Genomic DNA, 13,441 nt, shown 5'->3' on the forward strand with positions numbered 1-13,441 from the left:
AATGCGCGCAATATTCTTTCTAGAGATCAACCATGAACAAAAGTGTCTTAACTAACGTTATCGCGTTAGCGCTGCTTGCTGGCGGCTATGCGACAGCAAACCAATACTTGCTTTATGCAGGCCTATTCGCCTTTTCTGGTGCCATCACCAACTGGCTTGCGATTCACATGTTGTTCGAGAAAGTACCCGGCCTATACGGTTCTGGAGTGATTCCAGCGCGCTTTGAAGAGTTCAAGGCAGCCATCAAGCAACTGATGATGGAGCAATTCTTTACAGAAAGTAACATCGACCGCTTCCTAAGCAGCGAGATGACAGGAAAGTCGCTCAATCTAGAGCCTGTGATTCAGAAGATCGACTTTAACCCTGCATTCGACTCACTGGTGCATGTTATCGAGAACTCTCAATTTGGCGGTATGTTGGCAATGTTTGGTGGCACAGAAGCACTAGAGCCAATGAAAGCGCCGTTTGTTGAGAAGATGCAAGAATCTGTGATTGAAATCAGCAAGAGTGATTCTGTAAAAAATGCCATCAAAGACGAGCTAGAATCGCCTGCGATGATGGATGAAATCAAAGAAAACATTGAGGCGATCATCGATCAGCGCTTGAATGAACTAACACCTAAGCTGGTTAAAGAGATGGTTCAGACCATGATCAAGAAACACCTTGGCTGGCTTGTGGTTTGGGGCGGTGTATTCGGTGGTGTGATTGGCTTAATCTCTGCGGCCATTACGCTTTAAGGCGAACAAGTTTATCGGATTGCTCTTTATCTGACGCTCAACAAAAAATGGAAGCTTATTGCTTCCATTTTTTATATCTAAATCACGTTGGTAAGCGAAATTAGGCCACTATTTTAGAGTTGCCAACAACTCAGGGTTCACGCCGAAGCCCTTTTTATGCTCTTCAATCACCACTTCACTACGTGTCTGAATCACACCAGGCAAGGTGCCCAACTTCGTTGCCATAAACGCTTGGTACGCCTTCATGTCTTTCACTCGAACCTTGATCATGGTGTCAAAGTCACCCGACAGTGAGTAGCACTCTTCCACCTCAGGCATCATTTCCACGGCTTGGGCAAATTTGTCGAAGATCGAAAAGCTAGTCTGATCGAGACGGATATGGATAAAGACTTGAACATCGAGTCCCAGCTTTTCTGAACAAAGCTCAGCATGATAGCCCGTGATGTAGCCCTCTTTCTCCAATCGCTTGAGTCTATCAGAGCAAGGTGACGTCGTAAGGTTGACCTGTTTTGCCAGTTCAACAACAGGTAAACGCCCTTTCATATGCAGAATTCTTAGTATCTCTTTATCGATACGATCGAGCTGATGCTGAGACATAACATTCCTTAAACATTCTAAATTCCGCTCAGTATATTCCATACCAAGTGCAATCGAAGAAAACCTCGCTCACACATTTAAAAACTAAATGCACGGATGATATTCACGCCAGATATAAACACATACAAATAGATAAGAACCCTTATAAATCAAACTCTGGTTATTAACAAATTATTATAGAAATGACCCGATTAACAAATAAGTTGAGCCGGAAACGAAAGAAAGGATATAGGCCAAAGTGAATAATATAATTATCAAAGAGAAAGGATGACTCTATTATGAAAACGCAAGAACTCGCATATAAACCTTACGGTATTGGTTCATGGACACACGTAACGGTATCAAAAGATGTTGCTCAGGCACTAGCAAGTGAATACTCAAACTATGGATGGGAAGTGAAGATTGATGGCAATGCCATTGAAGCTGAGCTTGCACTCAAGGCTGCTTAGAAACACAAAAACCTCCTAGCACGGAGGTTTTTTGAATCAAGTTAGTAAGCACTTACTATGAGTTAGGCTAGGCCAACTTGGGGAACAGCACTTCCAGTTTCGCAACGACAATTGCACGTGCGGCAGAAGTGCTGAGTTTCCATATCGTAGTACAGGTTTCCACTAAATAGTTTTGACGTCCATTGCATCATACGGCCAGAAGCTGTCTCGGGCTCTGATTCACAACGTTTCATTATAGACTTATGTAGTGTTGTTTTTTTACATCCTTTGCAATAGAGATCAGGCATACCTTTGTCCTATAGGTCTTTAGTGGTTACTGACAATTGACACATCATGTCCAATTCGGTTCCACAATTCACCGAGCTAATGACAAAAGTGAGCGCCAAGTTCAAAAAATAGCCATTTTTCTATTTTATTTTTTGACATCAAACGCCACCAACAAGACAGACCTTTCATTTCTCGCTCAAGATCCTTCGCTTTCGATTTACATTGTAAACCCCCATTTCAATATCAGAAAACCTCGAATAAACTTAATTTGAAATAAGACAAAGGTCGTACTCACATAAAAAAATAGAGCCACCGAAGTGACTCTATTGTTCATGTCTTTTGCTAATTCATTGGTATTTTTACAATGTAAATTAGTCTAGCTCAACGAGGTTCTTCTCGAACTCAGCGTGTTGCTTCTTAACTTCGTCTTCAGGCTCGCCCGTAATTAGACTCACGATAACGATAGAAAGAGTCGATAGGATGATTCCCGGTACGATTTCGTACACATCGAACCAACCGCCCGTGAACTGTTTCCAAAGTACGATAGTCACACCACCAACCACGATACCCGCGAGAGCGCCGTTACGGTTCATACGAGACCAGTACAGGCTCAATACAATAGCTGGGCCGAATGCAGCACCAAAACCAGCCCATGCGTAAGACACAAGGCCAAGTACTGAACTGTCTGGCGTCATCGCTAGCACAAGTGCAATCAAAGAGATTAGGATAACCGCGAAGCGGCCTACACGAACAATCTCTTCAGACGTCGCATCTTTCTTAAGTACTTGCTTATACAGATCTTCTGCTAGTGCAGATGAAGATACAAGTAGCTGTGAATCCGCAGTACTCATGATTGCCGCTAGGATTGCAGCAAGTAAGATACCTGCGATTACTGGGTGGAACATCGCGTTCACAAGAAGCATGAAGATCTTCTCGCCATCGTCTAGCTTAGGCGCGCCAGAGTTAGTCACGTAGATTAGACCAACAAGACCTACTAGCATTGCACCAACCATAGACAGAGCAGACCATACCACCGCGATACGACGCGCTGTTGTTAGGTCTTTGTTGCTACGTGTTGCTTTGAAACGAGCAAGGATGTGTGGCTGACCGAAGTAACCTAGACCCCATGCCGCTAGCGAGATGATCGCGATAGCAGAAAGTGGCTCACCTTTCACATCATTCCATAGCGTGAGAAGCTCTGGGTTGATGTTGTGAAGATCAGTCGATAGCTGACCAAGACCACCGTTCATCGCTGCGATTGGTACAATCAATAGCGCAGCAGACATCAGTAGACCTTGAACAAAATCCGTCCAAGATACCGCAAGGAAACCACCAAATAGCGTGTAAGAAACCACACATACTGTACCGATGATTACCGCTGTTGTGTAATCTAGGCCGAATACTGTTTCAAACAATTTACCACCTGCTACCAAGCCAGAACTTGTGTAGAAAAGGAAGAATAAAAGGATAAAGAAAGCAGAAATTGTTTGGATCAGCTTAGAATTATCATTGAAACGACGAGATAGGAACTCAGGTAGCGTCAGTGACTCTGTTGTAATGCTGTAAGTACGCAGACGCTTAGCACTGATTAACCAGTTCGCCCAAGTACCAACTAGCAGGCCACCAGCAAGCCAGAATGCTTCAAAACCAGCAGCATAAGCGTAACCCGGTAGACCAAGTAGTAGCCAACCACTCATGTCTGATGCACCAGCAGAAAGTGCAGCAGGCCATGGGCCTAGCGAACGACCACCTAGGAAGTAGTCTGTCGAGCTAGAAGTACGTTTGTAAGCAATAACACCGATTGCCAGCATCATAATTAGATACGCAATGAACGTCGTCGTTATTGCAAAACTGTTTTCTATCATTTGATAGTCCTCATTTGTAAAAAGCCTTCCATGCCTAATTCAATGCAAGACACTCACCGTAAAGGCAAGCGAGTGCATTGAGTTAGGTATTGAGGCTCCAAGGCACTATGAGTTAAATCCAAAGATGGTGAAACCAACAATGGAGAAAACAAAAGTGCTTAGAGCCAATGTTACTGAAGGTTAGTGAGCTTCGCTTCCAAGTTCGAGCAAGGTCGCGTTACCGCCCACGGCTGTTATATTTATAGTTCGCGTACGCTCGGTAATGAAACGCAGCGATAAGTGTGGATCGTGAGCAACATGCATTGCTGTCAGATCCGTTTCAGCTACTAAACTGACGATGGCACCGTCACGCTTAGCAAGTTGTAAATTAATAGCTTGAGCCGTTTGTGAGTTACCTACGTAACCTGCGCTACGTACATCGCAAGACAGCAGCTGTTGAGCCGCGTCGTACGAAGCAACCTGCACCAAGTTCGTCGGTAAATTCGCTTGTTTCGCTGCATCAGCGATCAAGGTGTTGAATTGCACGTCATCACTGCACAATTGCACGCTGTTACCCGCTAATAGTGCTGCGGTAATCATCGCGGTTGCTGTTTGCAGTGCTGGCTCTTTGTCTTGGCAATCATCAACAATCACCAAAGCCACACCACGTCCTGCAGCATACAGCTCGTTTGTTTCACCAGTCGGGCCAGCCATTAGGTGCTGCTCAGAAAGCAGCGCAGAGGCCTGCTCTAGGTGATAAGTTGCCACTGCCGCCAAAGACGTAGATTGGCTTTCGATCTCTGATTTGAATGCAAGTACCTGAGCACTCTTATGATCAAAATCGGTAAGATTCCATTGTTCCCACGCCAAGAAAGCATCAGAAAAACCTGTCACTTGATGAACCATGATACTGCTCCTTATGCCTTGTCTTGTGATTGAGAGAAATGAACATCAGTAAAGCGGTATAGGTAGTGAGGACCACCCGCTTTAGGGCCAGTACCAGACAAGCCTTGACCACCAAATGGTTGTACACCAACAACAGCGCCGACCTGGTCACGGTTGATGTAACAGTTACCCACACGAACGTGTTTTTCGATCCAACGGTAAGTTGTCTCGTTACGGCTGTGGATGCCCATGGTTAAGCCAAAACCGGTTTGGTTAATTTGGTCTACCACTTGCGCCAGTTCACTCGCTTTGAAGCGAACGATATGCAGTACAGGACCAAACTGCTCTTCTTTCAAACAGCTGATGTCATCGATTTCAAATGCACTTGGTGGAACAAAGTCACCATGTTCACAATCCGCTCCTAGAGAAAGTTGAGCCACTTTCTTCTGGGTATTGGTCATGTTTTCTAAGTGTGCCAACAACTTCTGCTTCGCGTTTTGGTCAATAACAGGGCCGACATCGGTTTTATGAAGATGTGGAATGCCAACACTCAGCTCGTCCATTGCACCGTGAATCAATGCAATCACACGGTCTGCGATGTCTTCTTGGATATAAAGCACACGCAGTGCAGAACAACGTTGACCTGCTGAAGCGAATGCAGAACGAATAACATCACGAACTACCTGTTCAGGCAGTGCGGTACTGTCGACGATCATCGCATTCTGACCACCGGTTTCCGCTATAAACGGAACAGGCTTAGCGTTACGACTTGCCAATGACACGTTGATACGTTGTGCTGTTGGTGTTGAACCCGTGAAGGCAACGCCAGCAATTGCATCATGACTGGTTAGCGCACTGCCGATCTCAGCGCCACGACCCGGTAGTAACTGAATCGTGCCAGCAGGGAAACCCGCTTCATTCATCAATTCCACTGCGCGAGCTGCTATTAAGCTTGTTTGCTCGGCAGGCTTAGCCACAACCGTGTTACCCGCAACCAAAGCTGCTGTAATTTGGCCAAGGAAGATCGCTAGAGGGAAGTTCCAAGGGCTAATACAAACGAACACACCACGACCTTGTCGAGAAGCGATTCGTGTTTGGCCATCAAAACCTTTTAGTTCGAAACCTTGTAGGTTATCCGCTTGTTTTGCGTAGTAACGACAGAAGTCGACCGCTTCACGCACTTCATCAATGCTGTCGTGAATTGTCTTACCCGCTTCTTGATGACAAATTGCCACCAGCTCAGCCAGGTTTTCTTCCATCAGATCCGCCAGCTTCTCAAGCGCAGCGGCTTTGGTTTCAACCGATGTCGCATTCCAATCAGCAAATGCGGCGTCTGCACCAGTGATCGCTGCGGAAACATGATCAAGGTTTGCAAAAGCCACCTGACCCACGCTAATACGACGATCGTAAGGTGCTGTTACTTGTTCAACATTCTGATCAGCCTTGATCATGCTTTCGGCAAGAGATTCACCGTTGATCACTGGGCCAGCAGTCCATTGATTGTTAAGGAAAGACTTAACCTGCTCTTCAAACTGATGCGCTTCACTTTCAATATCAATGTTCACACCGTAAGAGTTCTTACGCTCAGGGAATACCGCTGGAGGCAGAGGAATCTTAGTGTTGTGCAATGTATCGAATGCCAGAAGCATATCGACAGGGTGTTGAGTCAGCTCTGCCACAGGGCAACGCGCATCAACTAGACGGTGGACAAACGAGCTGTTTGCGCCGTTTTCTAGCAAGCGACGTACTAGGTATGGCAGTAGATCTTTATGGCTGCCAACCGGTGCGTAGATACGTACCGACTGTTGGTAAGCTTCCATCGCATGGTTGTACAGAGAATCACCCATGCCGTGTAAGCGTTGGAATTCAAAGTCTTTATGGTCGGTCATGACGGCAATAGCAGAAACCGTATGAGCATTGTGGCTCGCAAACTGCGGGAAGATATTACCACGAACGCTTGGGCTCAATAGGTAACGTGCACATGCAAGGTAAGCTACGTCTGTCGCTTCTTTACGTGTGTAAACTGGGTAATCAGTAAAGCCCGCTTGTTGTGACCATTTGATTTCGCTGTCCCAGTACGCGCCTTTCACTAGGCGAAGTGGGATTAAGTCACCCTGCTCTTTTGCTAGGCGGTTTAGCCAAACTAGAACTGGTAAAGCACGCTTTGAATACGCTTGAATAACCAGACCAAACTTGCCCCAGCCTTTCACTAGCTCGCTGCGATACAGTTTTTCGAATAACTTAAGCGAAAGCTCTAGGCGATCCGCTTCTTCTGCATCAATCGTGATCGCAACATCAAGCTCAATCGCACGGCGCAGTAACTGCTCTAGCGTGTCGCATAGCTCAGTCAGTACGCGGTCTTCATTCGCCACTTCGTAACGAGGATGAAGTGCAGAAAGCTTGATAGACACAGATGGCGCTGGGCTAGATTTTGAAGAGACCTTCGATTGTGGAGAAACATAGTTGTCTCGACCTACGGCTTCAATCGCCATTAGGTAATCTTTAAAGTACTTATTTGCGTCAGCTGTGGTCAGTGCTGCTTCACCTAGCATGTCGTATGAGTAGGTAAAGCCTTTGTCGCGCATCGACTTACCGTTCTTTTGCGCTTCAGCAATGCTGCGGCCAAGAACAAATTGGTGACCCATCACTTTCATCGCTTGGTGCATCGCTTTACGAATTACCGGCTCAGAAAGCTTGTTCACTAAACGGTTAACCGCTTGTCCAGCACTCTGCTCGTTCGATGAAAGTCCAACCACCTTGCCTGTTAGCATTAAGCCCCAAGTTGAAGCGTTAACAAAAACCGAATCAGAATTCTTTAGGTGAGACTTCCAATCCGCAACGCTTAGCTTGTCGCGAATCAGTGCATCAGCCGTTGCTGAATCAGGAATACGCATCAAGGCTTCCGCCAGACACATCAGCAAGATGCCCTCTTGAGTATCTAAGCTGTATTCAAGCAACAGTGCATCGATCATCTGGATAGAAGTCTTATCCGCACGGATAGCTTCGATCAAAGAAGTCGTTTTGTCTGTGATTTGCTGCTTTTCAGACTCAGAAGGGGTAGCTAGTGGCAGAAGTTGCTCTAGCCATTGGGTTTCATCCACCATATATAATGGTGAGATAAGCGACCATAGATCAGCAAGCGACTGCTCGTTGAATTCTGGCTTTAACACATCAGTAGCTGTAAACATGCGTTTTCCTTAATCTCACACCCGGAATTAGCCCGGGATCTCTACAATGGCTGCAGTGTATTTAGAGTATATAAGGATTACTTGTCAAAAACTCCGAGTTTTTTGCTAAAAACTCGCTTTATTAACAAAACAAACACAAGGTCACATATGAAACTTTAAAATAATATGCCGTTTTGTTTCACTATTTAACAGAAATTTTCTTTTTGTATTGGGATGGAGACATGCCTTGAAGGCGTGAAAAGGTGTGAGTAAAAGAGGATTGACCGGAGAAACCAGCCAGTTCTGCGACCTGACCAAGGCTAAGGTTACCCTGTTCAATTAAACGGCGAGAACGATCGATACGCTTACCAAGAACATACTGGTGAGGGGTAATGCCCATTTGCTCTTTGAACAGCATATGGAACTGGCTTTCGCCCAAGAACACGCTGCCCGCAAGCTGAGCGACAGAGATCTTATTCGCGAGGTGTTGCTCGATGTAGCGATCCAGTGCTTCAAGATCAAAACGCGAGTCTTTAATTGAGGTTTCAAATGCCGATATGTGCCTTTGCATCAGAGCGATCACCGTGTCATTGCAGGCACGGCTTAACAACAGATCATCAGGGCTCGCCTGCATCTCTTGTACCAGCATATGAATAAGCTTTTGAATTTGCGCATCTAATTGGAAATAGACGTTCGAAGACTCGAGCTGATTAATCTTCTCTAGCATCAGCGGGTCGTCGTCACTCGGCACGGGCATGTTAAGCACCAAAATGTCGGACTGACCGACCACACCACCGAAAGCATGATCAGAGCTCGCTGTCACCACACAACCTTGTCCTGGGCCAACAAGATTCCCCTTACCACTCACTTCAAATTCCGCCTGACCTTTTAAACCAATCACCACCTGAGAATAGTGGTGATCGTGGCAATCCATATGCGATGGCAAAGTGATGATCTCAGCAGGACGAGGGCCAGTAAGGCCGAGCGGAGAAAGGTCTAGGTTAGGAAAGGGGAAAGGTTTAGACATGACAGAAAAATACTCGGGTCAACATAGTAAGAATAATACTCTTAAATGCGCATAAGATGAATTTGTAAATGCTCATGAGAGTTATTTGCTCGCGAGAATAAAAAGATCATCATCGCGATCATCATGATCATGCCTCCGGAAAGATGATCAAGAGCGTACAAACTACGGGCATTGTAAAACCAATCGTTCCGGCGAATTTAGGGGCTTCACAAGCAATCACACGAACACGAACACGAACACGAAAAACATTTTACAGGCTTCTACGACATGGTGGGTAATGTATGGGAATGGACAACCGTTCAGAAAGGCCTAGCAAAAGGTGGCGCGTGGAGCTTCTCTCCTGAAGAAGCAAAAGTGTTTAACGAACTGTACGTACCGCCTTCAACGGCAGCGAACTATCTAGGATTCCGAGTAGTACGAGAGCTGTAGGCTCCCAATCACAGGCTCAGAATCCCAAATATTTACTCTAGGTTCTCAATTATCACATTGAGCAGCATTTATAGGGGAATTCCCCCCTTATGCATAAGCACTCCTAGGAGTAGATTCGTCGATAGAGTAGTAAGTCACTCTGGGTATCAAATTGATGCCTCAGTTTAATTTACCTGACCCTCGTAAATTAGACTGAAAATCTTCTACATGTCGACAAGGCATATCTTGTCTTTAGCCAGCCCCTCTTCAGGCTGGCTTTTTTTTTTGCCTGATTATCACCCTTTATGCCCATCGATTCTCCGTGATTGACACAGTTAGTCAGCAGTCCGTTTAACTGTCAGTCCCCCCTTATTTTTCGTACTCTAATTGCCATTGCAGCGCTATAAGAAACTGATATTATTGCAACATCGCAACACACGAGATAAAACCTTGCCAGATCCACTCAACTCCATACATCGTTCTTTATTCGAACAACTTCCAGGCTGCTGGGGCTGCAAAGATACTGACTCGGTCTTCGTGTACGCCAACCTTGCTTACAACCAATTGATTGGCTTAAAACCCAATGAGACTTGTACTGGCTTGACCGACTTCGACATGCCCAGTCAAACCATTGAGTGCGCGCAAGATTTCAGAGCTCAAGACAAACATGTGATGGATACACGCAGTACCCTTAAAATCCTCGATATTCACCCCTATCCAGACGGACGCTGGCACGCCCATATCTTTACCAAAACCCCTTGGCTTGATGATAACGACAATGTCCAAGGCACTATCTTCTATGGGCAAGAGCTCACTGATACTGCGATCTTAGAAGTCGGCCACTGGGTTTGTCAGGCAACAGGAACAAAAGGCAATCAGGCATCGCTTGCGGGGTCAGAGCCGCGTGTGTCTAAACTGCAAAAGCGGCTGACTTCGAGAGAATCAGAGGTGCTGTTCTTACTGCTTTTCGGCAAGAAACCACAGTACATCGCGTCGACGTTAAACATTTCAATCAAAACGGTCGAAGGTCATGTCGCTAGATTGAAACAGAAGTTTGATGCACGCAGTAAAAGCCAATTGATTGAGTATGCGTTGGATTCAGGATTGGGCTCAGTGATCCCAGAAACTCTGCTCAATAAACAGATCTCCGTTGTGCTGCACAGTGATAAATGAGTTGAATGACCAACTCGTCGATGAATCTGGGAATGTACAGATAAAAAAATACCGTTGCTTGATGTTTCTAATCACCAAGTCAGCGGTATTTTTGTATGTTCTATTCGGTGTAGACCACTTAAGATCCATAAGCCTAAGGCGCTAGGCGATCAATATCCCAGCTGTTGTCTTGGCGAGAGAACAAGAAACGGTCGTGCAAGCGGTGTTCACCACCCTGCCAAAACTCAATGCTATCCACACGTACACGGAAGCCACCCCAGAAAGAAGGCACGGGAATCTCGCCTTTAGCAAACTTCTGTTTAAGCTCTAGATACTTACCTTCTAAAATGCCACGAGCTGAGATACGGCTACTCTGCTTACTTGCAATCGCGGCCAATTGGCTCTCTTTTGGACGTGACGAGAAATACTTCATGTTTTCCATTGCTGTCAGCTTTTCAGCGGTGCCAGTAATGTGAACTTGTCGCTCTAGAGGATGCCAAGGGAAGTGCAGGCTTATCTTACTGTTGTGCTCAAGTTGGTGCGCTTTACGGCTACCTAGGTTAGTGTAAAAAACGAAACCGTCTTTATCCACATTCTTCAGCAGAACAATGCGTTGGAATGGCTGACCATTTTCATCAACCGTAGCAACTGTCATGGCAGTAGGGTCCGTCAACTTCGCTTCAATGGCTTGCTCTAACCATAGATTGAATTGCTCAATAGGGTCTGCGGCCAAGTCTTTACGTCTCAATCCACCCTTAGCGTATTCACGACGAATATCTGTCAGTTCCATTTCGTTGCTCCTTTAAATTTTTTTGTGATTTTGCGCTGTAATCCTTTGAAACACAAGTCTAAGCCATGGTTTTGTCTCACAGAAGGTGTTCGGTGTTAACAAGATCTCGGTACTCAATCAATCATATTGATAATCTTTATACAAACCGATTACACGCTGAGATCCAAGTGACCAAGATACTGCCTAACCTAATGACGCCCTTTGTTTTATTCTCATTGTTACTGGGAGCTTCAGGGCTGACCGCAACCCACTTTATGGCAGTACAATTCCAAGAAAAAATCGTCACTCAGCAACTCAATGAAGCGGCGAATAAAGCCAACCTACAAATCGATTCTGAACTGGATAAGTTCAAACAGATCCCGGATTTACTCAGCCATGACCCGCGTCTGCTCTCTTATTTTGACTCATCACCACAAACAAACAAGATTTCCGCTGCGCAGCTCAATCAATTGCTATTTGAATGGTCAAACCAAAGCCAAGCTGACACCATCTATATTCATGACCAGAGTGGTACTGTCGTCGCTTCCAGTAATTACCAAAAGCCTCGCACTTTTGTAGGCGAGAACTTCTCGTTTCGCCCCTACTTTGCCTCCGCCATTCAAGGGAACAATACACAATATGTCGCGCTAGGCGCTCGCTCGAATGTACGCGGTTATTTTTTATCTTCACCACTGTATGTTGAGAATGACATTGTTGGTGTTATCACCGTAAAGGTGAGTTTAGAGAACCTCGAAAACATCCTAACCAGCGACGACTATGAAATCGTGGTACTCGACTCTAACCAAGTAGTCTTTCTATCGAGCCAAGCTCCATGGCTTTACCATTCATTGTTGCCATTAACCCAGCAACAACAAACAGATATCGCACTTCAACGCCAATACGGTCAAAGCGAAATTTCGATCATCGAAGCCTTCCGTTCTTCAAGCTCTCAGTCAGAAGCTAGCAACGCCAATCAATCTAGCAACCTTCAATCCAATGAAATCCGAAAAGAGCTCACCGCCAACCAGTTATTCAAGCTTGGTGCTTTTAATCTTTACCCTGCAACGGTCAGCAACAACCAGTACCAAGTCGTCGCCCTAAAAGAGACCAGAGCTGAACTTATTAAAATCTTTCAGATCGATGTCATCTTCGTAGTGATTTACAGCTTGGTGATGCTCATCGCTTGGTCGTGGCGCCAGACTTATCTCGCGAAAGTGGCGTTGACCCGACTCAACCAAAACCTAGAACAAACCGTAGATAAACGTACCCACTACTTGAAGCAATCCAATCAACAGCTGCAACAAACCCTTTTTCAATACCAAGAGTCGCAATCCAAGTTGAAACAGACAGAGCAAGAGCTGACACAAACCGCAAAATTAGCGGTACTCGGTGAGCTGTCAGCCAGCATTAACCACGAAATCAACCAACCGCTTGCAGCACTGCGAACCTACAGTGAAAACAGCTTAAAGCTACTGGAAATGGAACGAACCGATTTAGTGAAAAGCAATCTTGAGAAAATGATTGGCCTCAACAACACCATTACCGACATCATCGCGCGACTCAAAGTCTTTACTCGCAAGGTCACCAAACAAGAACATCATGTGGCGAACCTGCATCAAGCGGTCAATAACGCCACTAGCATTCTCAGTGCGCTGATGATCAAGCAAGGCATTACGCTAAGGCTAAGCACGGTGCCAGATGACATCAATATTGCGATTCATCCAACCGAACTCGAGCAAGTACTAGTGAACCTGATTCACAACGCGACTCAAGCGCTGCAACAACAAGTTCTTGAACACAAAATCTTGCAGGAGCAACAAAACCTGGAAAGCGTTAACCAACAGGCTAGCCCACAGATAGGCATCGAATGGCAACTGCATCATGACGCTTGTCAGCTGATCATTTGGGATAACGGAATTGGCATGCCGAACGATAAGCTAGAACAGCTGTTCGACCCGTTTTTTACCACCAAACCGGAAGGCTTAGGGCTAGGGCTTTCAATATCGAAACGGATTATTGAAGCGTATCACGGCACGATCAGCGCGAACCGATTAGAGCCTTCAGGCATGGTATTCTCGCTAAGCATCCCGTTATATAACGATAAGGGCTAACACGCCGTTGTTATCGCTGATTAGAAAA

10 protein-coding genes and 1 pseudogene are annotated in these 13,441 nt (G+C 45.7%); 5 read left to right on the plus strand and 6 right to left on the minus strand.

Annotated features, from left to right (window positions below; genetic code table 11):
* Positions 1-32 precede the first annotated feature (32 nt).
* A complete protein-coding gene (locus tag AB4161_RS08860) occupies positions 33-737 on the plus strand; it encodes a hypothetical protein (RefSeq protein WP_017065155.1) in 705 nt (234 codons plus the stop codon).
* Between the two features lie 108 nt (positions 738-845).
* Here the strand turns inward: AB4161_RS08860 and AB4161_RS08865 are convergent, their stop codons facing one another.
* A complete protein-coding gene (locus AB4161_RS08865) occupies positions 846-1,334 on the minus strand; it encodes an Lrp/AsnC family transcriptional regulator (protein WP_004732526.1) in 489 nt (162 codons plus the stop codon).
* Positions 1,335-1,612: 278 nt separating this feature from the next.
* Between AB4161_RS08865 and AB4161_RS08870 the strand changes: the two genes are divergently transcribed.
* Complete coding sequence (locus tag AB4161_RS08870; RefSeq protein WP_017071239.1) at positions 1,613-1,783, plus strand: hypothetical protein; 171 nt, start codon at positions 1,613-1,615, stop codon at positions 1,781-1,783.
* A 638-nt stretch (positions 1,784-2,421) separates the two neighbouring features.
* Here the strand turns inward: AB4161_RS08870 and putP are convergent.
* The 4 genes from putP to AB4161_RS08890 form a co-directional block, all read right to left on the minus strand.
* Complete coding sequence (gene putP / locus AB4161_RS08875) at positions 2,422-3,912, minus strand: sodium/proline symporter PutP (RefSeq protein WP_372083248.1); 1,491 nt, start codon at positions 3,910-3,912, stop codon at positions 2,422-2,424.
* A 183-nt stretch (positions 3,913-4,095) separates the two neighbouring features.
* Positions 4,096-4,800: a hypothetical protein gene (locus AB4161_RS08880; RefSeq protein WP_004736898.1), complete on the minus strand. Its 705-nt coding sequence runs from the start codon at positions 4,798-4,800 to the stop codon at positions 4,096-4,098.
* Positions 4,801-4,811: 11 nt separating this feature from the next.
* The gene (gene putA, locus AB4161_RS08885; RefSeq protein WP_372083230.1) at positions 4,812-7,967 is read right to left on the minus strand and encodes a bifunctional proline dehydrogenase/L-glutamate gamma-semialdehyde dehydrogenase PutA; all 3,156 of its coding nucleotides are present in this window, start codon (positions 7,965-7,967) and stop codon (positions 4,812-4,814) included.
* A 181-nt stretch (positions 7,968-8,148) separates the two neighbouring features.
* On the minus strand, positions 8,149-8,973 hold the full coding sequence (locus tag AB4161_RS08890) for an AraC family transcriptional regulator (RefSeq protein WP_372083231.1): 825 nt from the start codon (positions 8,971-8,973) through the stop codon (positions 8,149-8,151).
* A gap of 252 nt (positions 8,974-9,225) precedes the next feature.
* Between AB4161_RS08890 and AB4161_RS08895 the strand changes: the two are divergent.
* Positions 9,226-9,402: pseudogene (locus AB4161_RS08895) on the plus strand (SUMF1/EgtB/PvdO family nonheme iron enzyme); the annotation flags it as partial.
* A 366-nt stretch (positions 9,403-9,768) separates the two neighbouring features.
* Positions 9,769-10,554, plus strand: coding sequence for a PAS domain-containing protein (locus AB4161_RS08900; RefSeq protein ID WP_372083232.1), 786 nt, complete (start codon positions 9,769-9,771; stop codon positions 10,552-10,554).
* Positions 10,555-10,687: 133 nt separating this feature from the next.
* On the opposite strand, the gene pdxH is transcribed toward AB4161_RS08900, so the two are convergent.
* A complete protein-coding gene (gene pdxH, locus AB4161_RS08905) occupies positions 10,688-11,323 on the minus strand; it encodes a pyridoxamine 5'-phosphate oxidase (RefSeq protein WP_017061203.1) in 636 nt (211 codons plus the stop codon).
* Positions 11,324-11,490: 167 nt separating this feature from the next.
* Between pdxH and AB4161_RS08910 the strand changes: the two genes are divergently transcribed.
* A complete protein-coding gene (locus AB4161_RS08910; RefSeq protein WP_372083233.1) occupies positions 11,491-13,413 on the plus strand; it encodes an ATP-binding protein in 1,923 nt (640 codons plus the stop codon).
* Positions 13,414-13,441 lie beyond the last annotated feature (28 nt).

This window comes from Vibrio sp. 10N.286.51.E5 (assembly GCF_041469125.1).
Classification (GTDB): Bacteria; Pseudomonadota; Gammaproteobacteria; order Enterobacterales; family Vibrionaceae; genus Vibrio; species Vibrio crassostreae_C.

Coding starts and splice junctions, on each gene's coding strand:
- AB4161_RS08860 (WP_017065155.1), top strand. CDS start 33: ATGAACAAAAGTGTCTTAACTAACGTTATCGCGTTAGCGCTGCTTGCT.
- AB4161_RS08865 (WP_004732526.1), bottom strand. CDS start 1,334: ATGTCTCAGCATCAGCTCGATCGTATCGATAAAGAGATACTAAGAATT.
- AB4161_RS08870 (WP_017071239.1), top strand. CDS start 1,613: ATGAAAACGCAAGAACTCGCATATAAACCTTACGGTATTGGTTCATGG.
- AB4161_RS08880 (WP_004736898.1), bottom strand. CDS start 4,800: ATGGTTCATCAAGTGACAGGTTTTTCTGATGCTTTCTTGGCGTGGGAA.
- putA (WP_372083230.1), bottom strand. CDS start 7,967: ATGTTTACAGCTACTGATGTGTTAAAGCCAGAATTCAACGAGCAGTCG.
- AB4161_RS08890 (WP_372083231.1), bottom strand. CDS start 8,973: ATGTCTAAACCTTTCCCCTTTCCTAACCTAGACCTTTCTCCGCTCGGC.
- pdxH (WP_017061203.1), bottom strand. CDS start 11,323: ATGGAACTGACAGATATTCGTCGTGAATACGCTAAGGGTGGATTGAGA.